Below are 24,227 nucleotides of genomic sequence, written 5' to 3' on the forward strand. Positions count from 1 at the left end.
TCCTTCGTCGAGCTCCTCCTCGGTCCTCATGTCAGCCCGCCGGGGTCAGCTTCGCGAGCACGACACCGGCCGACGTGGCGCCCCAGGAGGGCGGGAACGCGTACGGGTCGTCCTCGGAGGGCCAGCCGGTGAAGTCCTGCTGGTCGAAGAACGTCTGAGTGGCGTTGATGACCAGCGGGATGTACGGCAGGTCGTTGACGATGTGCTCCTGGACGATGGCGTACTGGTCGAGCTTCTCCGCCTCGTCGTTGGTCTGACCGGCAGCCACGACAGCGGCGTCGACCTCGGGGTTGGAGTAGCGGCTGAAGTTCCAGTCGCCCGGCTTGAGCTCCTCACCGACCGGTGCGGTCGCGTGGCCCGCGATCCACTCGTCGTAGATCGAGTACGGGTCGGCGATCGAGGGGCCGACGACGCCGCCCATGATGAGCTCGAACTGACCGGTCTGGCGGGAGTCGGCGAATTCGTTCCACGACACGGTCGAGGCGATGACCTCGATGCCGGCCTCGGCGGTCTGCTCCTGGATGAGGGTCGCGGCGTCGTTGTAGTCGGTCCAGCCGTCCACGGAGGTCAGCGTCATCGAGGCCCGCTGGCCGTCCTTGGCGTAGATGCCGTCCGAGCCCTCGGCGTAGCCGGCGTCCTCGAGGATCTTGCGTGCTCCCTCGATGTCGGCCGTCTGAGGGCTCTCCGCCGGCATGCCGTCGGCGACCCAGTGGTCGTCACGGCCGGGCAGCGTGAAGGTCGGCGAGCCGGGGGCCGCGTGTCCCGCCCAGGCACGCTCGTTGATGAACGCGCGGTCGATGGCGACGTTGAGCGCCTGCCGCACGGCGACGTCGGTCTGCGCGCCCTGGCAGCCGAGGTCTGCGTTGGCGCAGGTGTACAGCACGCTCGGGTCCTGCGGGGTGTTGAGGTAGCCCAGGCGCCCGTCCTCGGTGAGCCGCTCCGGCTCGGGGACGAACATGCCCGCCCAGTCGACCTGGCCCGCGCTCAGCAGGTCCGCGGCGGACTGGTTCTGGTCGATCGCGAGGTACTGGAGCTCCTTGACCGCGACCTCCCCGTCCCGGAAGGAGGGGTTGGCCACGAGCGTGTAGGAGGACTCCGAGGTGCTGTCCACGACGTACGGTCCCGTGCCGACGGGCTGCTCGTCGGTGAAGGTGGCGGCGTCCTCCACCTCGGTCCACACGTGCTCGGGGATGATCCGCTGGCTGCCGAGCATGGAGAACTCGTTGGTGTACTGCGGCTCCTCGAAGGAGAAGACGACCGTCTGCTCGTCCGGCGCCTCGATGCCGCTCAGGTAGGTGGGGCTGGTGAGGTCGTGGGTGAAGGTGTAGACGACGTCATCCGCGGTGAAGGGCTCGCCGTCGTTCCACTCCACGCCCTCCTTGAGGGTGACGGTCAGCGTGCGGCCGTCCTCCGCCCACTCGAAGGACTCCCCCAGGAGACCCTCGGGCTCTCCCCCGACCGACTTGTTGTAGTGGAAGAGCGTCTCGTAGATCGGCCCGAGGGCGCCGTGGAGCACCGTCGGCGAGAAGGGGTTGTAGTTGGCGACGATGGGGATCTGGCTGCCCGCCCAGATGACGAGCGGCCGTCCCTCGGCCGACTGGGTCGTCGCGGTGGGGTCACTACCGGCACCCTCCTCACCGGGGGAGCACGCGGCCACGGTGAGGGCGAGCCCTGCTGTGGCGATGAGCGCGGTCGTGAGCCGACGCCTCTGAGAACGGAACATCTTCGGTCCTTTCCTTCCGGACGACACCGGCCGGCGCCGTCGTCTCCGTGTCCGGAGCACTCTTCCGATTGTATGGAAACCTTCCTAACAAACAAGTCTGTTCGGAACGTCTTTACCGGATCGTTACCGGGGCGCGAGACGCGCGACCGCGGCCTCGACGTTCACCCTGCCGGCGCCACGCGCCCACACGGCGGGTCCCGGGGTCAGCTCGCCGTCCTCGGGCATGCCGAGAGCGACGAGCACGGCGTCCGGCACCCGGCGCACGAACTGCTCCACCCATGCCCGCTGCCAGGCGCTGCGCCGGGCGCCGCGGACGACCAGGACGACGGGCGCCGCCCCCGTCTCCACGGTCTCCGGGCCCGGCCCCTCCTCCTGCACCGTCACGGTCGCGGCGTGCATGCCCACCGCAGACAGCGGCTCGGTGAGCCCCCACGGCGCCTCCCCGACAGCCATGTTGGCCGGGGACCGCAGCTCGACGAGGACCGCCGGAGCACGGAGCGCGACGTCGCCGCGGACGGTCACGGCTGCGTCGGCAGCCGACACCCCGACGTCCGGGTCCGGTCCCGCCGCGCCGCCCGTGCCCCCCACGCGGCGCCGCAGCGCGGCCACCCGCTCCCCCGCCTGGTGGAGCCGCTCGAGGCTGAGGACACCACTGTGCAAGGCCTCGCTCACCGCTGCGTGGATCTCGGTGCGCAGCTCCTTCCCGTCGCGCGCCCCGAGGAGGAGCAGGTCACTCCCTGCGGCCAGCGCACGGACGGCCGCCGCGGGGAGGCCGCCCTGCCCCAGGGCCCCGGCCATGTCCAGCGCGTCGGTGATGACGACGCCGTCGAACCCGAGCTCTCCGCGCAGCAGGTCGCCGAGCAGGCGCCTGCTGTGGGTGGCGGGCTCACTGTCCAGGACGGGAAAGACGACGTGGGAGGACATGACGAGCTCGACGCCGGCGGCGATGGCGGCCGCGAACGGCGGGAGCTCACGACGGCGGAAGGTCTGCTCGTCGACGTCGACGACCGGGAGCCCGAGGTGGGAGTCCACGACGGTCGCCCCGTGCCCGGGGAAGTGCTTGGCCGTCGCCGCGACACCGGCGGCCTGCAGTCCGCGGACGAAGGCCGCACCGTGCCGGGCGACCAGCTTCGGGTCCTGCCCGAAGGAGCGCACGCCGATGACGGGGTTGCGCGGGTCGCTGTTGACGTCGACGGAAGGGGCCAGGTTGACGTTGACCCCGACCGACCGCAGCTCGGCCCCGATGGCGGAGGCGACCGCCGCGGTCCTGCCCACCTCGTCCACGTGGCCGAGCGCGAGGTTCCCGGGGTACCCGCTCCCCACGAGGTAGTCCAGCCGCGTGACGTCACCGCCCTCCTCGTCCGTGGCCAGCAGCACGTCGGCACGCACGGTGGCCAGCTGCTCGGCCATAGCGCGGACACGGGGACGAGCCGGAGGCCCCTCGACCGTGAGGTTGTGGCCGTAGAGGCAGAGGCCCGCGAGCCCATCGTCGACAGCCTCAAGGGCCCATGGCGGGACCCGAGAACCGGCGAAGGCCGGCATAAGACAGGCATCGACGAGTGCGGTGACATCCGACATGGTGGTCCTCCGGTGCGGTGGCGGAGACCGGCCCACGGGCCGGTCAGGTGCGGTGAGCGCTCATACGGCCAGCTCGAGAGGCTGATCGTCCGCAGCGGCCTCGGTGGCGAGCAGTGCCGCACCGAGCGCGGCGACGTCGTCGCTGCCCCCGCACAGCACGACCCGGTCGGGTAGGTGGAGACCCGCGAGGAAGGGTGAGTGGGTGGCGCGAGCGGCAAGCGCGTCAGCAACGGCGTCCTGCAACGGCCGACCGATGTCGGCGACCCCTCCACCGATGACGACGGTGCGCACCCCGCAGGCCAGGACGAGGAGCTGGACGCAGGTGGCCACCGCCTGGGCGTACTCACGGCACACTCGCCCGGCCCCCTGGTCGCCTCGCGCGGCCGCGGTGAAGACATCGACCTCCCCGGTCCCCGGGTCGCGCTGGGCCGCCCAGGCGGCACTGAGTGCGGCGCCGGAGGCGGACATCTCCAGACACCCCCGCTGACCGCAGGAGCATCGCGGGCCCGTGGCATCGAGGGGCACGTGCCCGATCTCCCCCGCCACGCCCAGATGCCCACGCAGCAGGCGCCCGCTCAGGACGATGCCTGCAGCGACCCCGGTCCCCAGGGCGAGGTACGCGGCATCGTCGATACCGAGGGTACGGGCGGCGCCCAGCGCGGCCACGTTGACGTCGTTCTCCAGACGCACGCGCAGACAGCCCACCTGCTCCGTCAGAGCCCGTGCCAGGGCGAAGGGCTCGGGGCCGATACCGAGGTTGACGGCGCTCGTCACGGTTCCGGCCGCGACGTCCACGACTCCCGGGACACCGATGCCGATCGCGCGTACATCGTGGCGTGCGGCGCCCGCGTCGGAAAGCAGCATGTCGATGCACTCCAGGGCTGAGGCGACCACCCCCTGCGGTCCCTGGCGTGTGAGCACGCGTGCCGTGGACACCGGAACCCCGTCGGCGTCACGGAGCAGGCCCCGGACCTTGGTGCCGCCGATGTCGAGGCCGATGACACCGGCTGGTGCCTGTGCGCCACCGGCATCCTGTGTCATCTCGAACCCCCGTGGTCAGCGGCGCGGCGCGCACATGTCGTCGTAACGGTTTGTTAGTAAACCATCCTTACGTATAGGGGTCAACACTGCCCGCGACGACCACGCACGCCGGGTCACCGATGCCCACGGTGTCGTGAACCGTGCCGTCCAGCGCGCAGAGGGCCAGAGTGTGGGAGCGTTCTCCCGCCACGACGACGAGCTCGTCCACCTCGGCGAAGTGGCGGGGCCAGCTCCCACCGCTCGGCAGCCGCCTCAGCTCGCCCGTCCCGCCGGTTGCCCGACTCACCGGCACGACGACGACCTCGTCCGGTCCGCGGACCGAGACGAGGACCTCGCCACCGAGCCGGACGACGTGACCGGGGTGGGCAGGCAGGCCGAGTGAGGCGAGGGACACGGTCGCCAGGACGTTCGCCTCACCGGTCCCCGCGTCCCACGCCAGCGTGGTGAGGGTGGCGTCGAGCTCCCCGGCGACGTGGAGCAGGCCGTCAGTGCCGACCGCGAGGTGACGCGGACCGGTGCCCCGGGGCAGTCGAGCCGCTGTGCCGTCCCCGACGAGCAGCCCGTCCTGCACGATCCGGTACCGACGCAGCACGTCCAGGCCGAGATCGCACACGAGCAGGTGGTGCCCGCCAGGAGCCAGCGCCGCGAAGTGTGCCCGGGAGACGGCGGCGGGCCCGGCTCGCTGCGCCGCTCCGTGGACCTGGGCAGGTCCCTGCGCCGCGAACGTGCCGTCGGCCGCGAGGCGGTGCACTGCCAGGCTCCCGTCCCCGTAGTGCGAGACGTACACCGCGCGGTCCGTCACGAGCAGGTGGCAGGGTCCGCTCCCGCCGCTCGGGACCGTACCGACGAGGCTCAGGCCACCACCGGCGTCCACCGCCAGGGCACTCAGCGTCCCGGGGTCCGTCTCGGACAGCGCGTACAGCACACGTCCGGACGAGTGCTCGGCGAGGAAGGACGGGGCGGGGGCTGCGACCATCAGGCGCGGCCGGCCCAACCGGCGGCTGCGCATGTCCAGACCGACTGACCACACCCCCTCTCCACGGCCGGCGCGGGCACCGTTGCCGCCGTCGGGGTAGGTCCCCACCCACAGCCGGTGCGTCGGGTGCAACAGATCGTCCTCAGGTGACCTTTGGCTGAGCATCTTCCGCACTCTAGGCCAGCGGTGAGCACCGCCTACGCCGGGTCCCCCACCGCGAGCACCGCTGCCCGACCGGCCTCGAGCCGGGCCACCGACACCCGGTAGGGCGAGCACGAGACGTAGTCCAGGCCGGCGTCGTGAAAGAAGTGGATGGACTCGGGGTCCCCGCCGTGCTCGCCGCACACCCCGATGTGCATGTGCGGCTTCGTCGCCCGGCCGCCGGCCACCCCGGCGCGCACGAGGGGTCCCACGCCCTCGCCGTCGATCGTCTCGAACGGGGAGATGCGCAGCACCCCGTTGGCGAGGTAGCGGGAGAAGAAGGCCGCCTCGACGTCGTCCCGGGAGAAGCCCCACGTCGTCTGGGTGAGGTCGTTGGTACCAAAGGAGAAGAAGTCGGCCTGCTCGGCGATCCGGTGGGCGGTGAGCGCCGCCCGAGGCAGCTCGATCATGCAGCCGATCGGCAGGTCGAGGAGCATGTCCGCGGCCCGCCCCTCCTCCGCGAGCACCCGCTCGGCCTCCTGGCGCACGAGCTGCAGCTCCCGCACCGAGCCGACGAGCGGGACCATGATCTCCGGGTGCGGGTCGGCCCCCTCCGCGCGCAGCCGTGCCTTGGCCTGGGCGATCGCCCGCACCTGGAGCGCGAAGAGCCCGGGGACGACGAGGCCCAGCCGCACGCCCCGCAGCCCGAGCATCGGGTTGGACTCGTGCATCCGCCGGACCGCGGTGAGCAGCCGCTCGCGGCGCTCGTCCGCCTCGCCGCGCTCGGCCGCGAGCGCCACCTCGACGGAGAGCTCGGTGAGGTCGGGGAGGAACTCGTGGAGCGGGGGGTCGATGAGCCGGATGGTCGTCGGCAGGCCGTCCATCGCGCGGAGGATCTCGACGAAGTCCTCGCGCTGCGGCTCGAGCAGGGCCGCGAGCGCCTCCTCGCGCTCAGCGTCGTCGGCGGCGAGGATCAGCCGTTCCACCAGCGCGCGCCGCTCCCCGAGGAACATGTGCTCGGTGCGGCACAGGCCGATGCCCTCCGCGCCGCGCTCGCGGGCGTTGCGGGCGTCCTCGGCGGTGTCGGCGTTGGCGCGCACCCGCAGGGTCCGGGCGCTGTCCGCGTGGGTGAGGACGCGGTGGACCGCCTCGACGAGCTCGCGGGTCTCCTCGTCCGGGGCGGCCGCCCGCCCCGCGTCCAGCCCCTCGGCGATGTAGGTCATCACGGGTGAGTCGACGACGGGCACCTCACCGAGGAACACCTGGCCGGAGGTGCCGTCGATGGCGATGGTGTCCCCCGCGTGCAGCGTGCGTCCGCTCACGCGCAGCTCCCGGCGGGCGGCGTCGACGTCGAGCTCGTCGGCACCGACGACGGCGCAGGTGCCCATCCCCCGGGCGACGACGGCCGCGTGGGAGGTCTTGCCGCCGCGGGCGGTGAGGATCCCGGCGGCGACCACCATGCCTTGCAAGTCATCGGGGTTGGTCTCCCGCCGCACGAGGATGACGGGTGCCCCGGCCTCGCTGCGCTCCACCGCCTGGGCGTTGTCGAAGACGATCTCCCCCACGGCGGCACCCGGGGAGGCGGCCATCCCGGTGGTGAGGAGCTCGGTGTCCGCCTCGGCGTCGAACTGCGGGAAGAGCAGCTTGCCGAGCTGGGCGCCGGTGACCCGGGAGATGGCCTCGTCCATCGTGATGAGGTCCTCGTCCACCAGCTGGGTGGCCACCCGGAACGCCGCGGCCGCGGTGCGCTTGCCCACCCGGGTCTGCAGCAGCCACAGCCTGCCGTCCTCGATGGTGAACTCGATGTCGCACAGGTCGCGGTAGTGCGTCTCCAGGCGGCGCATCGCCTGCCGCAGCTCCGCGTAGGCGTCCGGGTCGAGCGACTCGAGATCGGCCAGCGGCACGGTGTTGCGGATACCGGCGACGACGTCCTCGCCCTGCGCGTTGGGCAGGTAGTCGCCGTAGACGCCGGAGTGGCCGGTCGAGGGGTCGCGCGTGAAGCACACGCCGGTGCCCGACGTGCGTCCGAGGTTGCCGAAGACCATGGCCTGGACGTTGACCGCCGTGCCGAGGTCGCCCGGGATGCCCTCCTGGCGGCGGTAGAGGACGGCGCGGTCGGTGTCCCACGAGCGCAGCACCGCCTCGACGGCCATGTCGAGCTGCTGGCGCGGGTGCTGCGGGAAGTCGGCCCCGGACCACTCACGGACGATGCCCTTGTACGTCGTCACGAGCCCGCGCAGGTCCTCGGCGGTGAGCTCGGTGTCGTCCCGGACGCCGCGCTCGGTCTTGAGGGCGTCCAGCGCGCCGGAGAAGAGCTCGCCGTCGATGTCGAGGACCGTCTTGCCAAACATCTGCAGGAGCCGACGGTAGGAGTCCCACGCGAAGCGCTCGTCAGCGGTGACGGCGGCCAGGCCCTGCACCGAGGCGTCGTTGAGGCCGACGTTGAGCACCGTCTCCATCATCCCGGGCATGGAGAACTTCGCGCCGGAGCGCACCGAGACGAGGAGCGGCTCGTGGAAGTCACCGAGGCTGCGCCCGAGGGTGTCCTCGACCTGCCGCAGCGCAAGGGTCACCTCCACGCGCAGGTCCGGCGGGACGTGCCCGTCGCGCATGAAGGCGCGGCACGCCTCGGTGGTGATCGTGAAGCCCGGCGGCACCGGCAGGCCGAGCCTGCTCATCTCCGCAAGGTTGGCCCCCTTGCCACCGAGCAGGTCCTTCTGGTCCATCCCGCCCTCGCTGAAGCGGTACACGTACTTCGGCATCGTCGCCTCCGGTGGTCCCCCGCGGTTCCCCGCACCGCGGACCTGTGCCCACTCTAGCGAGGCGCACCCACGTCCACCGAGGGTTCCCCGCATGCGACCGGGCGACGTGGCTGCGACGCTGAGACATGCCTGAGATCACTGTCAAGGACGTCCCCGCCCGGCACCGGTACGAGGCGACGGCGGGTGAGGACCTCCTCGGGGTCGCCCTCTACGAGCGGGACGCCGAGGTCCTCGTCCTCACGCACACGGTCGTCGAGCCGTCCGCCGAGGGGCAGGGGGTCGGCTCCGCGCTGGCGAGCGCGGCCCTGGAGGCCGCCCGCGCCGAGGGGCTGCGAGTCGTGCCGGAGTGCTCGTTCATCGCCGGCTGGATCGACGAGCACCCGGAGTACGCCGACCTCGTCGACGAGCGCACCGACTGACCGGCACCGCCCCGGCCGGCCCTCCAACCGGCCGGGACGACGCCCTCTCGTGGCGTCCTAGAACGCCAGCTCGTGGTCGGCCACGGCCAGCACCCGCCAGGTTCGTCCCACGGCGTCGCTCAGGTCGTAGGCCGGCAGCAGCAGGCTGCTGCCCTCGTCGGTCCAGTGCTCGACGAGGCTTGGTTCCGCCGTCGTGATGGTGACCTCGGTGACCGACCAGGGGACGGGGGCGCCCGCGGCCGGCGGCGGGGCGGGCGGGTCGTCCCAGCTGCGTCCCCCGGGCTCCTCGAGGGGCATGACCGAGATGTCGTCGGACCACACCGGGCTGCCGCCGAAGCGCGGGTCGGTGAGCCGCTCGACGGCTGCCGCGGGGCTGACGACGTCGTACTCGCCGAGCTCGACGACGGGCGCGAGCGGGCCGGAGAGGGACAGCACCTCGCCGTCGACGACCTCGGCGTACCAGCTGTACCCGGTGCGCACGCCGTCGATGACGTGGTGGGCGACGACGCTCGTCACCCGCTCCCCGCCCCACCCCTGCTGCTCGGCGTACTCGGCCGCGTCCGGGTCCAGCCCGAGCGCGCCGAGCGTCTCGTACAGGACGCCGGACGCGTCCTCCGGTGCGGTCCCGCCGGGCGCGACGGCGCTCGGCTCCTCCCCGGCAGGGGCACCGTCCGCGGGGAAGGGCTCGACGACGGACGTCCCGGCCTCCCCGTCCCTGGCCGAGGCGGTTTGACCGTCCTCGGCGGCGGTGTCGTCCATCGGCTCGGCGGGCTCGACGCCCTCGAGCACCTCGTAGAGCGCGGGGTCGTTGTAGCTGACCGTGACGGCGGCGTCGGGCCCGATGTTGAGGGTGGGGCCGCTGCCGTCGATCGGGCCGACGTTCCAGCCACCGTCCAGGCGCGGCTGCCCCTCGACGCCGAGGACCTCGGCGACGCGCGTGGCCGTCTCCTCGCTGAAGACGCCGGCGCCGTCGAAGGCCCAGGCCGGCGCGGAGCCGGCCGCGTCGCCGAGCCCCTGGGCCGTGAAGGTCGTGCGCTCCCCGCCGTAGCCGCCGGCGTAGGACATGTCGGCCGCCGCGCCGGCGGAGGACATGGTCTCGGGGACGCCGGCAGCGGCAGTGCGCTCCAGCGGCGCGGGAGCGTCCGCCGTCGGGGCCGGGTCCTCCGTCGCCCGGCCGATCCCGAAGCCGGCTCCCCCGCCGACGACGAGCGCACCCGCAGCGACGGCGGCCACCGCCGCCCACCGCGGGCCCCGGCGGGCGCGCCGTGCCGCGAGCTCGTCCGCGCGCCGCTCCTCGGTGAGCGCGCCCAGCCGCTCGCCGTCCGGCTCGGTGCCGGCGGCGGGGTCGGCGCCGCGTACCCGGGCGACTGCCTCGTCCTCGTCCATCATGACCTCCTGCTCCCGGTGGTGCTCCTATCCCTCCTGTGTGGCGGGCGGTCCGGTTCTTGCACCTGCGGTGGCAGGCTGGGCCCCATGCCCACGACCCTGCACTCCTCCGCCCTCGCCCTCCTCGAGCCGTGGCAGGCGCCCACCCCGCGCCAGGAGCAGCTGCGCGAGCGCTACGTCGCCCACCTGCGGGCCGAGCCGCTCGGCGTGCTCCGCGAGTGCTACCCCGACCACCTCACGGCGAGCACGGTCGTCGTCTCCGCCGACCGCCGCAGCGTTCTCCTCACCCTGCACCGCAAGGCGCAGCGGTGGTTCCAGCTCGGTGGCCACGTCGAGCCGGGCGACCCCACGCTCACCGCCGCCGCCCTGCGTGAGGCCCGCGAGGAGTCGGGCATCGACGCCCTCGTCCTCGACCCGGTACCGGTCCAGCTCAGCGCCCACCCCGTCCCCTTCTGCGACCCGCGCGGCGGCGCGACCCACCTGGACGTCCGCTTCGTCGCCACGGCACCCCCCGGCGCCGCGCACGCCGTGTCCGCCGAGTCCCTCGACGTCGCGTGGTGGCCGGTGGACGAGCTGCCCGACCCGCAGCCGGACATGGTCGAGCTCGTCGCTCTCGCGCTCGCCCGCCTGGCCTGACCGAGCGGGCCTGTCAGTCGGGCCAGGCAGCGGCCAGACGGGCACGGGCGCGGGAGAGAGCGGCGTCGGCGCCGCCGCGTGAGATGCCCAGCACCTGCGCGAGCTCGGTGCCGCCCAGCCCCTCCCACGCGTGGAGGACGAGGATCTGCCGGTCGCGCTCGCTCAGCGCGGCCAGCGCGACGCGGACGTCGTCGTCGGCGACGGCCGCCAGCGCCGGGTCACCGTCGTCGTCGCGCGAGTCGGGAACGGCGTCCACCGGGAGGGGGAGGATCTTGCGGCGGTGGTTGGCGAGGACGAAGCCGGCCGTGCGGTAGAGCCAGGGCAGCGCGGCGTCCACGGGGACGTCGTCGCGCCGTCGCCAGGCGGTGGCGAGGACGTCGGCGGTGAGATCCTCGGCGTCCGCGGCCGGCGCACGCCGCCGGAGATAGCGGTACACGGCGCTCGCGTGGTCACGGTAGAGCTCCTCGAACCACGCGTCGTCGCGCACAGCGCCCCTCTCGTCAGATGCCACCACCCTGCCTGTGTCCCCCGCGGCCCCGATCTTGCACTGGCGCGGGGCGGACAGACGAACGCCCCGCGGGACCTGAGTCCCGCGGGGCGTCAGGAGCCGGTCTACTTGAAGGCGTCCTTGACGTTCTCGGCGGCCTGCTTGAGGCTGCCCTTGGTCTGGTCCTTGTGGCCCTCGGCCTGGAGGTCCCTGTTGTCGGTCGCGTCGCCGACGGCCTCCTTGATCTTGCCCGAGGTCTTCTCGGTCGAGTTCGCGAGCTTGTCGTCTGCTCCCATGGGGCAACTCCTTCCGTCGCGGAGACCGTTCGTGGCCTCTCTGCCACCCACCCTAGGTGTGGCCCGCGGAGGTCGCACGGGGAGAGCGGGGCACCGGCGACGGGCCCGGACGCACCACAGCCCGCCACCGTCGGACGGTGGCGGGCTGCAGCGGGGTGCGCAACCAGTGACGGTGCGCGGTCACCTCAGATCAGAGGGGGCGGACATTCTCCGCCTGGGGGCCCTTGGGGCCCTGAGTGGTGTCGAACTCGACCTTCTGGTCCTCGTCGAGCGAACGGTAGCCGCTCGAGGCGATGGCCGAGTAGTGGACGAAGACATCCGCACCCCCGCCGTCGGGAGCAATGAAGCCGAACCCCTTCTCGCCGTTGAACCACTTCACGGTGCCAGTAGCCATGCAAACTCCTCGATAAAAAAGCCCCGGACCGATGCCGGAGCAGTTCCCACTGTAGCGGGCTCGGGCCGATTCGGCGAGGGGTATCGCGAACAGATCTGCCGAGGCGTTTGTCACCGGGACGCACGAGGCCCGGCAACCCGCAGGTTACCGGGCCTCGTGGCGCCGTTCGTCAGGCTCCGGGCTGGAGCTGCCCGCCTCCGCCCGCGCCCCCACCCTGGGGGGCGGTGGGCATCTGGCGCTGCTCGACGGTCGTCGTGCCGCCGACGCCGACGGGCTCGGGCGTGGCGATCTCGCCCTCGTCCAGGCCGCGGAAGAGGAACTCCCCGAGCAGGCCCTCGCCTGCGGCGTCGACCTCGATGGTCTGGCCGGCGTGGATCTGGCCGTAGAGGATCTTCTCGGACAGGACGTCCTCGATCTCCCGCTGGATCGCGCGGCGCAGCGGCCGGGCACCGAGGACGGGGTCGTAGCCCCGCTCGGCGAGGAGCAGCTTGGCCGGGTCGGTCAGCCGGATCGCCATGCCCTGGTTGCGCATGCGCTCGTCGAGCTGGGCGATCATGAGGTCGACGATCTGGACGATCTGGTCCTGGGTGAGCTGCGGGAAGACGATGGTGTCGTCCACGCGGTTGAGGAACTCGGGCCGGAAGTGCTGCTTGAGCTCCTCGTTGACCTTCGTCTTCATCCGCTCGTAGTCGTTGGACAGCTCGCCGCTCGCCTGGAACCCGGTCTGCACGCCCTTGGCGATGTCCCTGGTCCCGAGGTTCGTCGTCATGATGATGATGGTGTTCTTGAAGTTCACCACCCGGCCCTGGGCGTCGGTGAGGCGGCCGTCCTCGAGGATCTGCAGGAGCGAGTTGAAGATGTCCGCGTGGGCCTTCTCCACCTCGTCGAACAGGACCACGGAGAACGGACGGCGGCGCACCTTCTCGGTGAGCTGGCCACCCTCCTCGTACCCCACGTAGCCGGGGGGTGAGCCGAAGAGCCGCGAGACGGTGTGCTTCTCGGAGAACTCGCTCATGTCGAGCTGGATGAGCGCGTCCTCGTCACCGAAGAGGAACTCCGCCAGAGCCTTGGCCAGCTCGGTCTTCCCGACGCCGGTGGGGCCGGCGAAGATGAAGGAGCCACCGGGGCGCTTGGGGTCCTTGAGCCCGGCGCGGGTACGCCGGATCGCCTGGGACAGCGCGGTGATCGCGGCCTCCTGGCCGATGATCCGCTTGTGGAGCTCGTCCTCCATGTGGAGGAGCTTGGAGGACTCGGCCTCGGTGAGCTTGAAGACCGGGATGCCGGTCGACATCGCCAGCACCTCGGCGATGAGGTCCTCGTCCACCTCGGCGACCGTGTCGAGGTCGCCGGACTTCCAGGCCTTCTCCCGGTCGACGCGGCGCGCGGAGAGCTGCTTCTCGTCGTCGCGCAGCGAGGCGGCCTTCTCGAAGTCCTGGTCGTCGATCGCCGACTCCTTCTCGCGGCGGACCTCGGAGATCTGCTCGTCGAGCTCGCGGAGCTCCGGCGGGGCGGTCATCCGACGGATGCGCAGGCGCGCGCCCGCCTCGTCGATGAGGTCGATCGCCTTGTCCGGGAGGAAACGGTCGGACACGTACCGGTCGGCCAGCGTCGCGGCGGCGATGAGTGCCTCGTCGTTGATCGAGACGCGGTGGTGCGCCTCGTACCGGTCGCGCAGGCCCTTGAGGATCTCGATGGTGTGGGCCACGGACGGCTCGTCCACGAGGATCGGCTGGAAGCGGCGCTCGAGGGCGGCGTCCTTCTCGATGTGCTTGCGGTACTCGTCCAGCGTCGTGGCGCCGATGGTCTGGAGCTCACCGCGGGCGAGCATCGGCTTGAGGATGCTCGCGGCGTCGATCGCGCCCTCCGCGGCGCCCGCGCCGACGAGGGTGTGGATCTCGTCGATGAACAGGACGATGTCACCGCGGGTGCGGATCTCCTTGAGGACCTTCTTCAGGCGCTCCTCGAAGTCACCGCGATACCGGGAGCCGGCGACGAGCGAGCCGAGGTCGAGGGTGTAGAGCTGCTTGTCCCGGAGGGTCTCAGGCACGTCCCCGCGCACGATCGCCTGGGCCAGGCCCTCGACGACGGCGGTCTTGCCGACACCGGGCTCACCGATGAGGACAGGGTTGTTCTTCGTGCGGCGCGAGAGGACCTGCATGACGCGCTCGATGGGCTGCTCGCGACCGATGACCGGGTCAAGCTTGCCCTCGCGCGCGGCCTGGGTGAGGTTGCGGCCGAACTGGTCGAGGACGGCGGAGCCGGAGGGCTGACCCTCCGCGGGACCGCCGGCCGCGACGGCCTCCTTGCCCTGGTAGCCGGACAGCAGCTGGATGACCTGCTGGCGCACGCGGTTGAGGTCGGCGCCGAGCTTGTTGAGCACCTGCGCCGCCACGCCCTCGCCCTCGCGGATGAGGCCGAGGAGGATGTGCTCGGTGCCGATGTAGTTGTGACCCAGCTGGAGCGCCTCGCGCAGCGAGAGCTCGAGGACCTTCTTCGCACGGGGCGTGAAGGGAATGTGGCCGCCGGGGGCCTGCTGGCCCTCCCCGATGATCTCGGTGACCTGCTGCCGCACGCCCTCGAGGGAGATGTCGAGTGACTCCAGCGCCTTGGCGGCGACACCCTCGCCCTCGTGGATGAGGCCGAGCAGGATGTGCTCGGTGCCGATGTAGTTGTGGTTGAGCATCCGTGCCTCTTCCTGGGCAAGGACGATCACCCGACGGGCTCGGTCGGTAAATCTCTCGAACATCAGGGCTCCTTCGAGGCGGCGTGGCCGGGCGATCCCAGCCGGGCAGCGTTCATCGATGCTAACGGCGGGCCTCGCGTGAACCTGCCCGTGTTCGCCAGGGGCGTGACTCCATGGTCCCTCTCCACAGGCGCCCGCGCCCGCGGGCCCCGCTACGGCACCATGGCTCCCATGCGTATCGAGGCTCTGCAGGGCGACATCACCACCCAGGACGTCGACGCCGTCGTCAACGCCGCCAACTCCTCCCTCCTCGGCGGGGGCGGGGTCGACGGCGCGATCCACCGCGCCGCCGGGCCGCGGCTGCTCGAGGAGTGCATGGAGCTGCGGCGCACCGAGCTGCCCGACGGCCTGCCGGTGGGCCAGGCGGTCCCGACCGCCGGTTACGACCTGCGCGCCCCCTGGGTCATCCACACCGTGGGGCCCAACCGGCACCGCGGGGAGACCGACCCGGCCCTGCTCGCCTCCTGCTTCACCAGCGCACTCGACGTCGCCGACGCCGTCGGCGCCAGGAGGGTGGCCTTGCCCGCCGTGAGCGCGGGCGTCTACGGCTGGGACGCCGCGGAGGTCGCAGGCGTAGCGGTCGACGCCGTCCGCGGCTGGTCCGGCGACGTGGAGCTCGTGCGGTTCGTGCTCCTCGGCGACGACGTGCTGGCCGCGTTCACCGCGGCGCTCGAGCACCCCTGACGCGCCGGCAGCCGGATGCGGGGAGCTGCTGCTCGTTGTCCGCGCCGAAGTCCGCGACACGCGTGCGACACGCCGCGACACATGTCGAGTGAGAGCCGCTCCGCGGGCTTCGGATCAGTCCAGCGCCACGCAGCGGCGACGCTCAGACGTCGAGGACGATGGTGACCGGCCCGTCGTTGACGAGCGAGACCCGCATGTCCGCGCCGAAGCGACCGGTCTCCACGTGCACCCCGTGCTCACGCAGAGCGGCGACGACGGCGTCGACCACCGGCTCGGCGACGTCTGCCGGGGCGGCGGCGTTCCACGAGGGGCGCCGGCCCTTGCGGACGTCGGCGTGCAGGGTGAACTGGGAGATGACGAGGACCGGCGCGCCGTCGTCGCGCACGGAGCGTTCCTCACGCAGGATGCGCAGCTCGGCGATCTTGCGGGCGGTGCGTTCGACCTGCTCGGGGCCGTCGTCGTGCGTGACGCCGACGAGCGCGACGAGGCCCGGCCCGGTGAAGCCGCCGACCTGCTCGCCGTCGACGTGGACCGACGCGCCGTCGACCCGCTGGAGGACCGTCCTCACCAGCCGCCACCGCCGCGGCGGCCGCGGCCGTAGCCGCTGACGGCGGGCTTGACGTCGGTGAGGTAGATGGCGGCCGGGATGACGAGGATGATCGACAGGAAGCTGCCCGACAGCGGCCCGAAGGGTGGCAGGGCCACGAAGCCGAGCGCGACGTTGACGACGAGGACGATGAGCCAGAAGTTCTTCGTCCGCTTGCCCGCGTAGCTGAAGGCCTGGGCGGGCTGACGCAGGCAGTGCAGCAGCGCCCACACTTCGACGGCAAAGGCCGCGAGCGCGAGGGCGAGGAACAGGAAGAACTGCATGCTGCCGATGATTCCCACCGCGTGAGTCTACGAGACTCCGCGCCGCGCGCAGCCCTAGCGGGCGAGGAGGTGGCTGGCCTCCGCGGCGCTGAGGCCCGAGGCCTGGAGGAGGTCGCTGGTGAGCGAGCGCATGAGGATGACGAGGGTCTGCAGGTGCCAGCCCGGGTCCTCGACGTCCTCCGGGTCGAGCTCACCGGTGACCAGGGTGAGCACCTGGGCGGCGTCCGCCGTGCTCGCGCCGCTGCTGAGGGCGTCACCCAGGCGGGAGGCGCCGACGGCGAGCCCCTCGAAGGCCTCGCTCACGCGCTCGTCCCGGGCACCCTGCTCGACGGCGGTGAGGCCGCGGCGCGCGATGACGCGGGCGTTGCGCATGGCGCGGTCGGCGAGGGTGCTGGCCCGCTCGAGGCGGGCGAGCTCGGGCAGGTAGCGGCGTGCCGCCGGGGAGATGCGCGCCGACTGCAGGGCGTTGCGCACCACCGAGGCCCAGTCGTCGAGGGTGCCCTGCGTGCTGCGACCCAGGGCCAGGGCGTCACGCATGCGCTCGGCGTCCCCGTCCCGCAGCCCCTTGCCGAGGGTGCCGAGCATCTGGGAGAGGTCGGAGAGGCTCGCGGCGGCGAGCTGCCGGGCACGGCGCCGCGCGTCCTGCGGGGTGAGGATCGCGACGAGCAGGGCGAAGGTGCCGCCGACGAGCGCGTCGGTCCAGCGGCCCGCGGGCCCGTCGACAGCGGCGACGGGCAGCGCGACGATGACGATCCCCTGGACGCCGGCCTGGATGGTGAGCATCGGGCCGCGGTCGACGAACCGGGCGAACAGCGCCCCGAGGGTGATGACGAGCATGATCTGGAGCACGCCCGTGCTGAAGACGTAGGCCACCAGCTCCCCGAGTGCGACGCCGAGAGCCACTCCGAGCGCCAGCTCGGCGACCTTGCGCACCTCGCGGTCCGCGCTGAAGCCCAGGCAGACCCAGGTGGCGACGGGCGCGAAGAACGGCTGGGCGTGCCCGAGCCCGTAGTACGCCACCGCCCACGACAGGCCGGCGGCGACCGCGGCGACGACCACCGGGAAGGCCGCGGCCCGCACCCGGCGCCTCCCGCCCCGCAGCCGCTGCCGGACGAGGATCAGCAGGCGGCGTAGGTCGAGGCGGTCCTCGCGTCCCCCGGCGTCGGCCATGGTGTCAGGCGCGCGGCCGCCGGCGCAGTTCCTGGCCCGGGCGCTCGCTCGGGCGTCCGACGGCCTCGCCGCTCACCGGGACGATGACTTCCTGGGCGGCGGCGATGCCATCGACGACGAGCTCGGCGTCGGCCGGCAGGGAGCGCTTGACGAGCGCGAGGGCGACGGGCCCGAGCTCGGCGTGCCGCACGACGCTCGTCATGACGCCGACGTCTCTGTCCCCGTGCATCACCCGGGCGCCGGGCTCCGGCGTCAGGTGCTCGGAGCCGTCGAGGTGGAGCATGACGAGGCGGCGCGGGGGCCGGCCGAGGGTGAAGACGCGCGCGACAGTCTCCTGGCCGCGGTAGCAGCCCTTCTCGAGGTGGACGCCGGTGCGCAGCCAGTCCAGCTCGTGCGGGATGGCGCGCTCGTCGACCTCGCGGCCGAGCCGGGGCCGCCAGGCCTCCACGCGCAGCGCCTCCCAGGCCCACGTGCCGGCCACGCGCAGGCCGGACGCGTCGACGACGTCGGCCAGGCGGGCGCGGTCGACGAGGCCGAGGGAGCGGCGCAGGTGCCGACCGGGGTGCTCGTCGTCGGCCGGCCCGTAGCTCGTGCCGCCGGGCGCCGTCGTGGGCCACGGGTCGTGCCAGGTGAGCACGTGCCCCGGCGCCGCCGCCACGGCCTGCCAGCCGTCGCCGCAGGTGCCGACGACGGCGGTGTGCTCGGTGACGTCGGTGACCTCCACGCGCAGCATGAAGCGCATCCGCTCGAGGAACGCGACGAGGGGCGCCACGTGGTCGCCCTCGGTGACGAGCCAGGCGCGCTCGCCGTCGTCGGCCACGGCGGCGGCGTGCTCGATGCGGCCGTTGGGGTCGAGGAGGAGGAGCTCACCGGACTGGCCGGGGGCGAGGTGGAGGAGGAGCTGGGTGCTGAGCGTATTGAGCCAGCTCAGCCGGTCGGGGCCGGAGACGGTGACGACACCGAGCTGGGAGAGGTCGACGACGCCCACCCCGCGCTCGAGGGCGCGCTGCTCCTGGGCGGGCTGGCCGTAGTGGAGCGCGACGCCGGCGTCCGGGCCGCCGCCACCGACGGCACCGGGCCGGGAGAGCAGGGGGCTGGTCATGCCTGCTCCTGTCGGCTGAGGCGCCCGGAGGCGTAGGACTGCAGCTCGTGCCCGAAGGCCGCGAGCTCCTCGACCCACAGCAGGTCGCCCTGGACGAGCCCGTACATGCGGCTGCTCGCGCTGACGTCCTGGGCGCTGGCCGTGCGGACGACGGCGTCGCTGACGATGTCGATGCGCGCCGGGCGCACGCTGCCCACGTAGACGACGACGTGCCCGGTGGGCTGCGCGACGAGCACCTCGATGTCGGTGCTGCGCTGGCCCGAGGACTTCTCGCCGTCGATCGGCTCCTCCGGCGCGGCTGGGGAAGGGCGCCAGTAGGCCGTCTCGGTGGCCCACACCTCGGCCTTGGCCAGCAGCTCGGCCCCGACGGCACCGGGCATCTCCTGGGAGACGGACGAGGAGTGCTCCGCGTCCACCGCCCACAGCGTGCTCGTGCAGCGCAGGTAGGGACCGCCGTCGTGGTCGAAGGTCATCTCGTGGACGAGGGGCTGCTCTGGGACTCCCGGGTAGGACATGACGCCGTAGCCGCGCCAGGATCCGACGAGCCAGGCGAGCGGGTAGACCTCCGGGGCCAGGCCCTCGGGAAGGGTGAAGGTGGCCATGCCCCCGATGCTACGCGGTCGGCGCCGTGCGGCCCGTCCGCGCCCTCAGGCCAGCAGCACGCTGCCGAGCATGAAGGTCGGCGCGCCGGCGAGCATCGGCGGCAGCGCAGCGGCCGCGAGCGCGGGCAGCGGCCGGCTGGAGGCGGGGAAGCGGCCCAGGACGAGGTGGACGGCGGAGGTGAGCACCCCGGCGACGAGACCCGTCGCTGCGCCCACGAGCGGGCCGACGGCGGGCAGCAGCACCCCGGCGAGCAGGCCGGCACCGCCGGCGACGACGGTGGCCAGCCCCGGCACCAGCCGGGCACGCAGCGGCAGGGCGGTGCAGGCCGCTCCCGCGGCGAGCGCTGCCGCGGCCGTGACGACGACGGCGGCGGCCGGGCTCGTGTCCCCGAGCGCCGGCCACATCGCGGCGGAGCCGGCGACGACGCAGCCGGTCACCGTGCCGGCGACGGACTCCACGAGGCGCGGCCGGCCGTCCCGCCGCAGCATCTCCTGGACGAAGCTGCCCGCGACCGCGAGCCCTAGCACGACGGCCACGCCGTCGACCGAGCCGGTGACCGCGACGACGGCGAGCGCCGCCAGACCGGTGGCGGCGATGACGACGCCCGGTCCCGTCGTCACCGGCAGGCCGGCGAGCCGGGGCCAGCCGCCGGCCACGAGGAGGGTGGCGAGGGCGGCGACGACGAGGAGCGGCCAGTGCCACATCGCGCTGAGCGCGAGCACGGCGGCGACGGCGGCGGTGACGACCCCGCGGGTGGAGCTGCCCATCACGACTCGCACCCGGCGACGGCGGGGCGCGGCGGGAGAGCGGGGTGGACGGGCACCCCCTGAGTCTGGCAGATCGAGCGGTGACGTCGGCGGCACCCCGCTTCCCACTAGTGTGTCCCCGACCAGGAAGAGGTGCGATGGCCACTCTTGTCGTCCTGACCCGTGAGCCGACCGGCGCAGCCGCCGTGCTGCCCTCCCTCGCCCTGCTCGACCACCGGGTCTCGACGGCGCCCCTGTCCGCCGACTCGCTCGTCGACCCCGCGGACGCGGACGTCCTCGTCGTCGACGGCCGTCAGGAGCTCGCGGCGGCCCGGTCGGTGTGCCAGCTCGCGCGCAGTACGGGGCTGCAGCTGCCCCTGCTGCTCGCCCTCACCGAGGGCGGGCTCACCGCCGTCACCCCGGCGTGGGGGTGCAGCGACATCGTGCTCGCCACGGCCGGGCCCGCCGAGCTGGAGGCACGCTTGCGGCTCCTCGGCAGCCAGGTGGCGGCAGCGGAGCCGGCGGGGGACGTCCTCGAGGCGGGTGAGCTCGTCATCGACACGGCCGCCTACTCGGCGCGGGTGCGCGGACAGGCCCTCAACCTCACCTACAAGGAGTTCGAGCTGCTCCGGCACCTGGCTCAGCACCCGGGCCGTGTCCTCACCCGCGCGCAGCTCCTCGACGAGGTGTGGGGCTACGACTACTACGGCGGCACGCGCACGGTCGACGTCCACGTCCGGCGCTTGCGCGCCAAGCTCGGCGCGGAGCACGACCAGCTCATCGGGACGGTGCGCAACGTCGGCTACCGATTCGTCGTGCGCCCGACCGTCGACTGACAGGACGCGCCGCGCCCGCTGTTCTACGATGGATGCAGACGTCGGGTCGCGAATGCCCCGGGCTCCAACACAAGCCGCCACGAGCGGCCTTCGCGCCGACTGGCGCTTCGCGGCCCGGCGTCGCCCTCTCCCCCGGCCACCGCCGGCTGGCGCACCGACGGGCCGTGCCGGAGGTTTCGCTAAGGTGTCCCGGGACGTCCGGCCCTCCCCCTGGCCGCGCTCCCGCTCATCGCTCTCGTCTCGTCTGCCCGGAGGTAGAACACCATGTCCTTGCGCCGTCCCGTCCTTGCCGTTGCCGCCGCCCTCGCGCTGGTGGGTGCGGCCGGGTGCACGGCCGACTCCGTCCTCGATCTCGAGGTCGGTGACTGCCTCAACCAGAGCGACCTGGAGGGCGACGAGGTCAGCTCCGCGCCGGCCGTCGAGTGCACGGAGGAGCACGACGCCGAGATCTTCGGCGAGCACGTCTTCTCCGGTAACGACTACCCGGGGGTCGAGGCCGTGCAGGCCGAGTCCCAGGAGACCTGCCTCAAGGAGTTCGAGTCCTTCGTCGGCCTGCCCTACGAGGAGTCAGCGCTGCCCTTCACCATGCTCTACCCCTCCGAGCAGAGCTGGGATGACGCCAAGGACCGCACCACGCTGTGCATCGTCATCTCCGACGAGCCGCTGACCGAGTCACTCAAGGACTCCAAGATCTGACCCGCCGCACACGCACGACGCCCCCGGCAGCCCAGGCTCCCGGGGGCGTCGTCGTCGGTGCAGGTCAGCCGAAACGGCCGGAGATGTAGTCCTCGGTGGCCTTGTTCCGCGGCGCGGCGAACATCTGCTCGGTCGCGTCCATCTCGATGAGGCGGCCGGGCTTGCCGGTGCCGGCGATGTTGAAGAAGCCGGTCGTGTCCGAGACCCGGGCGGCCTGCTGCATGTTGTGGGTGACGATGACGATCGTGTACTCGGACTTCAGCTCCGAGATGAGGTCCTCGATCGCGAGCGTGGAGATCGGGTCGAGCGCCGAGCAGGGCTCGTCCATGAGGAGCACCTGCGGCTGCACCGCGATGGCGCGGGCGATGCACAGCCGCTGCTGCTGACCGCCGGAGATCGAGGACCCCGGCCGGTCGAGGCGGTCCTTGACCTCCTCCCACAGGTTGGCGCCGCGCAGCGCGCGCTCCACCAGCGTCTCCTGGTCGCTCTTGCTCATCCGCTTGTTGTTCAGCTTGACGCCCGCGAGGACGTTGTCCGCGATGGACATCGTCGGGAAGGGGTTGGGCCGCTGGAAGACCATGCCCACCTGGCGGCGGACCTCGACCGGGTCGACCGCGTCGCCGTAGAGGTCCTGGCCGTCCATGAGTGCCTGCCCCTCGACGCGGGCACCGGGGATGACCTCGTGCATGCGGTTGAGAGTGCGCAGGAAGGTCGACTTGCCACAGCCGGAGGGGCCGATGAGCGCGGTCACGGCGCGGGGCTCGATGACCATGTTGACGTCCTGGACGGCGAGGAACTCCCCGTAGAAGACGTTGAGGTCCTTGACGTCGATGCGCTTAGACATGCGTGGTCCTTGAGGGTCGTGCGGGCAGGAGGATCCGATGCGGGTCACGCATCAGCGCACTCCCTTGGGCGAGAAGTACCTGCTCACCAGGCGCGCGGCGAGGTTGAGCAGCATGACGATGAGGATGAGGGTGAGCGCACCGGCCCAGGCGCGGTACTCGCTCGCCCCGCCCTGCGCGTACTGGCGGAACACGTACACCGGCAGCGTGGCGATGCGCCCGTCGAAGGCGTCGTAGTTGACGGCGTTGGTGATGCCGACGGTGATGAGCAGCGGGGCGGTCTCACCGATGACTCGCGCGATGGAGATCATGACGCCGGTGGTGATGCCGGCGATCGCGGTGCGCAGGACGACCTTGACGATCGTCAGCCACTTCGGCACGCCGAGGGCGTAGGCCGCCTCGCGCAGCTCGTTCGGCACGAGGCGCAGCATCTCCTCCACCGAGCGCACGACGACGGGCGTCATGAGGACGGCGAGGGCGATGCCACCGATGAGCGCGGACTTGTACGCCGGGCCGAACAGGACGAGGAACACCGTGAAGGCGAACAGACCGGCGACGATCGAGGGGATGCCGGTCATGACGTCGACGAGGATCGTGATGGCCCGCTTGAGGCGGCCGCCGCCGTACTCGACGAGGTAGATCGCGGTGAAGATGCCCAGCGGGATCGAGATGACCGCGGCGATGCCGGTGACGTAGAGGGTGCCGATGATCGCGTGGTACGCGCCGCCCTCGGTCATCTGCCCGAAGACCCCGACCATGTCCGTCGTGAGGAACTCCCAGCCGAAGGCGCGGACGCCGCCGCTCGCCACCGTCCAGACGAGGGACACGAGCGGGATCATGGCCAGGACGAAGGCGAGGGTGACGAGCGTCGTCGCGAGGCGGTCCTTGGCCCACCGCGGGCCCTCGACCTGCCAGGACACGGCGACGACGGCGATGACGTGGATGATCGCGCCGAGGAACGCGACCCCCGCGACCGTCGGGGTGCCGCCGATCCCGAGGATCGCGGCGGCGACGGCGACGGAGACGGCGAGGACGGCCCACGGCGCCCAGGCGGGCAGCCGACGGGTCTGGTGCAGGGCGAGGGGCGTCGTCGTCATCAGTTGGCTCCCGAGAACTCGGCGCGGCGCGCGATGACCCACCGCGCGAGGAGGTTCACGCCGAAGGTGAGGACGAAGAGGATGAGGCCGGTCGCGATGAGGACGTCGACGCCGGTCCCGGAGGCCTCGGGGAACTGGCTGGCGATGTTCGCCGCGATCGACTGGTGCTGGCCGGGCTGCAGCAGGTGGACGTTGATGAGGAAGCCGGGCGACAGCACCATGAGCACCGCCATCGTCTCCCCCAGCGCGCGGCCCATGCCGAGCATGGCCGCGGAGATGATGCCCGAGCGCCCGAAGGGCAGCACGGCCTGCCGCACCATCTCCCAGCGGGTGGCCCCCAGGGCGAGGGAGGCCTCCTCGTGCAGCCGCGGGGTCTGGAGGAACACCTCGCGGATCGTCGCGGTGATGATCGGCAGGACCATGACGGCGAGGACGAGCCCGGCGGTGAGGATGTTGCGGGCCGGAGCCTGGTAGTCGGCGAAGAGCGGGATCCAGCCCAGGTGCTCCGACAGCCACGCGAACAGCGGGTCGATGACCGGCTGGAGCCACTGGATGCCCCACAGGCCGAAGATCACCGAGGGGATCGCGGCGAGCAGGTCGACGAGGTAGCCCAGCCCCTGCGCGAGGCGGCGGGGGGCGTAGTGGGAGATGAACAGCGCGATACCGACGCTCAGCGGGACCGCGACGACGAGGGCGATGACCGAGGAGAGGACGGTGCCGAACAGGAGCGGCGCGACGTACTCCCACAGGTTGCGTCCCTGCATGAAACCGACCTCGGCGAGCTCGTCGCGGGAGGCGACGAGGGCCGGCCAGGCGCGCACGAAGAGGAAGATCGCGACGGCGGCGAGGATGGTGAGAATCACCAGGCCGGCGCCCGTGGAGATGCCGGCGAAGAGCCGGTTGCCCAGCTTGCCGGGGGTCCGACCGGCGCGAAGGGCCGAGGTGGAGCCAGGCGGGGTCTGGGGCGGTGCGGCGGTTGCCACGTGTCCTCCGAGAATC

Annotated in this window: 24 protein-coding genes; 5 read left to right on the forward strand and 19 right to left on the reverse strand. The window is 72.5% G+C overall.

The window, feature by feature from the left end; genetic code table 11:
- Positions 1-31: 31 nt before the first annotated feature.
- The 5 genes from M3148_RS04570 to ppdK form a co-directional block, all read right to left on the reverse strand.
- The gene (locus tag M3148_RS04570) at positions 32-1,723 is read right to left on the reverse strand and encodes an ABC transporter substrate-binding protein (protein WP_251303504.1); all 1,692 of its coding nucleotides are present in this window, start codon (positions 1,721-1,723) and stop codon (positions 32-34) included.
- Positions 1,724-1,846: 123 nt separating this feature from the next.
- On the reverse strand, positions 1,847-3,133 hold the full coding sequence (locus M3148_RS04575) for a glycoside hydrolase family 3 protein (protein ID WP_251303506.1): 1,287 nt from the start codon (positions 3,131-3,133) through the stop codon (positions 1,847-1,849).
- 228 nt (positions 3,134-3,361) lie between these two features.
- Positions 3,362-4,342 carry an ROK family protein gene (locus M3148_RS04580; RefSeq protein WP_251303508.1) on the reverse strand — a complete coding sequence of 327 codons (981 nt, stop codon included), beginning with the start codon at positions 4,340-4,342 and terminating at the stop codon, positions 3,362-3,364.
- Positions 4,343-4,409: 67 nt separating this feature from the next.
- A complete protein-coding gene (locus M3148_RS04585) occupies positions 4,410-5,450 on the reverse strand; it encodes a lactonase family protein (RefSeq protein WP_251303509.1) in 1,041 nt (346 codons plus the stop codon).
- A 65-nt stretch (positions 5,451-5,515) separates the two neighbouring features.
- Positions 5,516-8,221, reverse strand: a complete 2,706-nt coding sequence (ppdK, locus tag M3148_RS04590) for a pyruvate, phosphate dikinase (RefSeq protein ID WP_251303511.1) — start codon at positions 8,219-8,221, stop codon at positions 5,516-5,518.
- Between the two features lie 125 nt (positions 8,222-8,346).
- Between ppdK and M3148_RS04595 the strand changes: the two genes are divergently transcribed.
- A complete protein-coding gene (locus tag M3148_RS04595; RefSeq protein WP_251303513.1) occupies positions 8,347-8,640 on the forward strand; it encodes a GNAT family N-acetyltransferase in 294 nt (97 codons plus the stop codon).
- Between the two features lie 57 nt (positions 8,641-8,697).
- On the opposite strand, the gene M3148_RS04600 is transcribed toward M3148_RS04595, so the two are convergent.
- The gene (locus M3148_RS04600) at positions 8,698-10,026 is read right to left on the reverse strand and encodes a hypothetical protein (RefSeq protein WP_251303514.1); all 1,329 of its coding nucleotides are present in this window, start codon (positions 10,024-10,026) and stop codon (positions 8,698-8,700) included.
- Between the two features lie 87 nt (positions 10,027-10,113).
- Here M3148_RS04600 and M3148_RS04605 point away from each other — a divergent pair, with 87 nt between their 5' ends.
- On the forward strand, positions 10,114-10,662 hold the full coding sequence (locus M3148_RS04605) for an NUDIX hydrolase (protein ID WP_251303515.1): 549 nt from the start codon (positions 10,114-10,116) through the stop codon (positions 10,660-10,662).
- A gap of 13 nt (positions 10,663-10,675) precedes the next feature.
- Here M3148_RS04605 and M3148_RS04610 read toward each other — a convergent pair whose 3' ends face one another.
- The 4 genes from M3148_RS04610 to M3148_RS04625 all read right to left on the reverse strand — a co-directional run bounded on the left by M3148_RS04610 (position 10,676) and on the right by M3148_RS04625 (position 14,585).
- On the reverse strand, positions 10,676-11,149 hold the full coding sequence (locus M3148_RS04610) for an RNA polymerase sigma factor (protein ID WP_251303516.1): 474 nt from the start codon (positions 11,147-11,149) through the stop codon (positions 10,676-10,678).
- Positions 11,150-11,274: 125 nt separating this feature from the next.
- Positions 11,275-11,445, reverse strand: a complete 171-nt coding sequence (locus tag M3148_RS04615; protein WP_251303517.1) for a CsbD family protein — start codon at positions 11,443-11,445, stop codon at positions 11,275-11,277.
- A 190-nt stretch (positions 11,446-11,635) separates the two neighbouring features.
- A complete protein-coding gene (locus tag M3148_RS04620; protein ID WP_251303518.1) occupies positions 11,636-11,839 on the reverse strand; it encodes a cold-shock protein in 204 nt (67 codons plus the stop codon).
- Between the two features lie 169 nt (positions 11,840-12,008).
- A complete protein-coding gene (locus M3148_RS04625; protein WP_251303519.1) occupies positions 12,009-14,585 on the reverse strand; it encodes an ATP-dependent Clp protease ATP-binding subunit in 2,577 nt (858 codons plus the stop codon).
- Positions 14,586-14,753: 168 nt separating this feature from the next.
- On the opposite strand from M3148_RS04625, the gene M3148_RS04630 reads away from it, so the two are divergent.
- Positions 14,754-15,266, forward strand: coding sequence for an O-acetyl-ADP-ribose deacetylase (locus tag M3148_RS04630; RefSeq protein WP_251303520.1), 513 nt, complete (start codon positions 14,754-14,756; stop codon positions 15,264-15,266).
- Positions 15,267-15,408: 142 nt separating this feature from the next.
- On the opposite strand, the gene dtd is transcribed toward M3148_RS04630, so the two are convergent.
- From dtd to M3148_RS04660, 6 genes are read right to left on the reverse strand one after another with little or no spacing between them, the layout of a single operon-like run.
- Positions 15,409-15,834 (reverse strand): D-aminoacyl-tRNA deacylase, encoded by a 426-nt coding sequence (gene dtd, locus M3148_RS04635; RefSeq protein WP_251303521.1) that lies wholly within the window; start codon positions 15,832-15,834, stop codon positions 15,409-15,411.
- Positions 15,831-16,154, reverse strand: coding sequence for a DUF2516 family protein (locus tag M3148_RS04640; protein ID WP_251303522.1), 324 nt, complete (start codon positions 16,152-16,154; stop codon positions 15,831-15,833). Before M3148_RS04640 ends, dtd begins: the two co-directional genes overlap by 4 nt.
- Positions 16,155-16,190: 36 nt before the next feature.
- On the reverse strand, positions 16,191-17,306 hold the full coding sequence (locus tag M3148_RS04645) for an FUSC family protein (RefSeq protein WP_251303523.1): 1,116 nt from the start codon (positions 17,304-17,306) through the stop codon (positions 16,191-16,193).
- A gap of 4 nt (positions 17,307-17,310) precedes the next feature.
- Positions 17,311-18,408, reverse strand: coding sequence for a CAF17-like 4Fe-4S cluster assembly/insertion protein YgfZ (ygfZ, locus tag M3148_RS04650; RefSeq protein WP_251303524.1), 1,098 nt, complete (start codon positions 18,406-18,408; stop codon positions 17,311-17,313).
- The gene (locus M3148_RS04655; protein WP_251303525.1) at positions 18,405-19,010 is read right to left on the reverse strand and encodes an FABP family protein; all 606 of its coding nucleotides are present in this window, start codon (positions 19,008-19,010) and stop codon (positions 18,405-18,407) included. The genes ygfZ and M3148_RS04655 overlap by 4 nt, the downstream gene beginning before the upstream one ends.
- 45 nt (positions 19,011-19,055) lie before the next feature.
- On the reverse strand, positions 19,056-19,778 hold the full coding sequence (locus tag M3148_RS04660) for a hypothetical protein (RefSeq protein WP_251303526.1): 723 nt from the start codon (positions 19,776-19,778) through the stop codon (positions 19,056-19,058).
- Positions 19,779-19,915: 137 nt separating this feature from the next.
- Between M3148_RS04660 and M3148_RS04665 the strand changes: the two genes are divergently transcribed.
- Positions 19,916-20,593: a winged helix-turn-helix domain-containing protein gene (locus tag M3148_RS04665; protein WP_251303527.1), complete on the forward strand. Its 678-nt coding sequence runs from the start codon at positions 19,916-19,918 to the stop codon at positions 20,591-20,593.
- Positions 20,594-20,857: 264 nt separating this feature from the next.
- Complete coding sequence (locus tag M3148_RS04670; RefSeq protein ID WP_251303528.1) at positions 20,858-21,289, forward strand: septum formation family protein; 432 nt, start codon at positions 20,858-20,860, stop codon at positions 21,287-21,289.
- 64 nt (positions 21,290-21,353) lie between these two features.
- Here M3148_RS04670 and pstB read toward each other — a convergent pair whose 3' ends face one another.
- Genes pstB through pstC form a run of 3 tightly spaced genes read right to left on the reverse strand, consistent with a single transcriptional unit; the run spans position 21,354 to position 24,211 of the window.
- Entirely contained in the window at positions 21,354-22,133 is a 780-nt protein-coding gene (gene pstB, locus M3148_RS04675; RefSeq protein WP_251303529.1) for a phosphate ABC transporter ATP-binding protein PstB, read from the reverse strand.
- A 51-nt stretch (positions 22,134-22,184) separates the two neighbouring features.
- The gene (gene pstA / locus M3148_RS04680) at positions 22,185-23,228 is read right to left on the reverse strand and encodes a phosphate ABC transporter permease PstA (protein WP_251303530.1); all 1,044 of its coding nucleotides are present in this window, start codon (positions 23,226-23,228) and stop codon (positions 22,185-22,187) included.
- Positions 23,228-24,211, reverse strand: a complete 984-nt coding sequence (pstC, locus tag M3148_RS04685; RefSeq protein ID WP_251303531.1) for a phosphate ABC transporter permease subunit PstC — start codon at positions 24,209-24,211, stop codon at positions 23,228-23,230. The genes pstA and pstC overlap by 1 nt, the downstream gene beginning before the upstream one ends.
- Positions 24,212-24,227 lie beyond the last annotated feature (16 nt).

This window comes from Georgenia satyanarayanai, from assembly GCF_023715365.1.
Classification (GTDB): Bacteria; Actinomycetota; Actinomycetes; order Actinomycetales; family Actinomycetaceae; genus Oceanitalea; species Oceanitalea satyanarayanai_B.

What these genes read in the sequence shown, in the direction of transcription:
- M3148_RS04655 (WP_251303525.1), bottom strand. Translation starts at nt 19,010, where the DNA reads ATGGCCACCTTCACCCTTCCCGAGGGCCTGGCCCCGGAGGTCTACCCG.
- pstB (WP_251303529.1), bottom strand. Translation starts at nt 22,133, where the DNA reads ATGTCTAAGCGCATCGACGTCAAGGACCTCAACGTCTTCTACGGGGAG.
- M3148_RS04615 (WP_251303517.1), bottom strand. Translation starts at nt 11,445, where the DNA reads ATGGGAGCAGACGACAAGCTCGCGAACTCGACCGAGAAGACCTCGGGC.
- M3148_RS04605 (WP_251303515.1), top strand. Translation starts at nt 10,114, where the DNA reads ATGCCCACGACCCTGCACTCCTCCGCCCTCGCCCTCCTCGAGCCGTGG.
- M3148_RS04570 (WP_251303504.1), bottom strand. Translation starts at nt 1,723, where the DNA reads ATGTTCCGTTCTCAGAGGCGTCGGCTCACGACCGCGCTCATCGCCACA.
- M3148_RS04625 (WP_251303519.1), bottom strand. Translation starts at nt 14,585, where the DNA reads ATGTTCGAGAGATTTACCGACCGAGCCCGTCGGGTGATCGTCCTTGCC.
- ppdK (WP_251303511.1), bottom strand. Translation starts at nt 8,221, where the DNA reads ATGCCGAAGTACGTGTACCGCTTCAGCGAGGGCGGGATGGACCAGAAG.
- M3148_RS04660 (WP_251303526.1), bottom strand. Translation starts at nt 19,778, where the DNA reads ATGGGCAGCTCCACCCGCGGGGTCGTCACCGCCGCCGTCGCCGCCGTG.
- M3148_RS04665 (WP_251303527.1), top strand. Translation starts at nt 19,916, where the DNA reads ATGGCCACTCTTGTCGTCCTGACCCGTGAGCCGACCGGCGCAGCCGCC.
- M3148_RS04645 (WP_251303523.1), bottom strand. Translation starts at nt 17,306, where the DNA reads ATGGCCGACGCCGGGGGACGCGAGGACCGCCTCGACCTACGCCGCCTG.
- M3148_RS04595 (WP_251303513.1), top strand. Translation starts at nt 8,347, where the DNA reads ATGCCTGAGATCACTGTCAAGGACGTCCCCGCCCGGCACCGGTACGAG.
- M3148_RS04575 (WP_251303506.1), bottom strand. Translation starts at nt 3,133, where the DNA reads ATGGCCGAGCAGCTGGCCACCGTGCGTGCCGACGTGCTGCTGGCCACG.
- pstA (WP_251303530.1), bottom strand. Translation starts at nt 23,228, where the DNA reads ATGACGACGACGCCCCTCGCCCTGCACCAGACCCGTCGGCTGCCCGCC.
- M3148_RS04600 (WP_251303514.1), bottom strand. Translation starts at nt 10,026, where the DNA reads ATGGACGAGGACGAGGCAGTCGCCCGGGTACGCGGCGCCGACCCCGCC.
- M3148_RS04670 (WP_251303528.1), top strand. Translation starts at nt 20,858, where the DNA reads ATGTCCTTGCGCCGTCCCGTCCTTGCCGTTGCCGCCGCCCTCGCGCTG.
- M3148_RS04620 (WP_251303518.1), bottom strand. Translation starts at nt 11,839, where the DNA reads ATGGCTACTGGCACCGTGAAGTGGTTCAACGGCGAGAAGGGGTTCGGC.
- M3148_RS04630 (WP_251303520.1), top strand. Translation starts at nt 14,754, where the DNA reads ATGCGTATCGAGGCTCTGCAGGGCGACATCACCACCCAGGACGTCGAC.
- M3148_RS04580 (WP_251303508.1), bottom strand. Translation starts at nt 4,342, where the DNA reads ATGACACAGGATGCCGGTGGCGCACAGGCACCAGCCGGTGTCATCGGC.
- ygfZ (WP_251303524.1), bottom strand. Translation starts at nt 18,408, where the DNA reads ATGACCAGCCCCCTGCTCTCCCGGCCCGGTGCCGTCGGTGGCGGCGGC.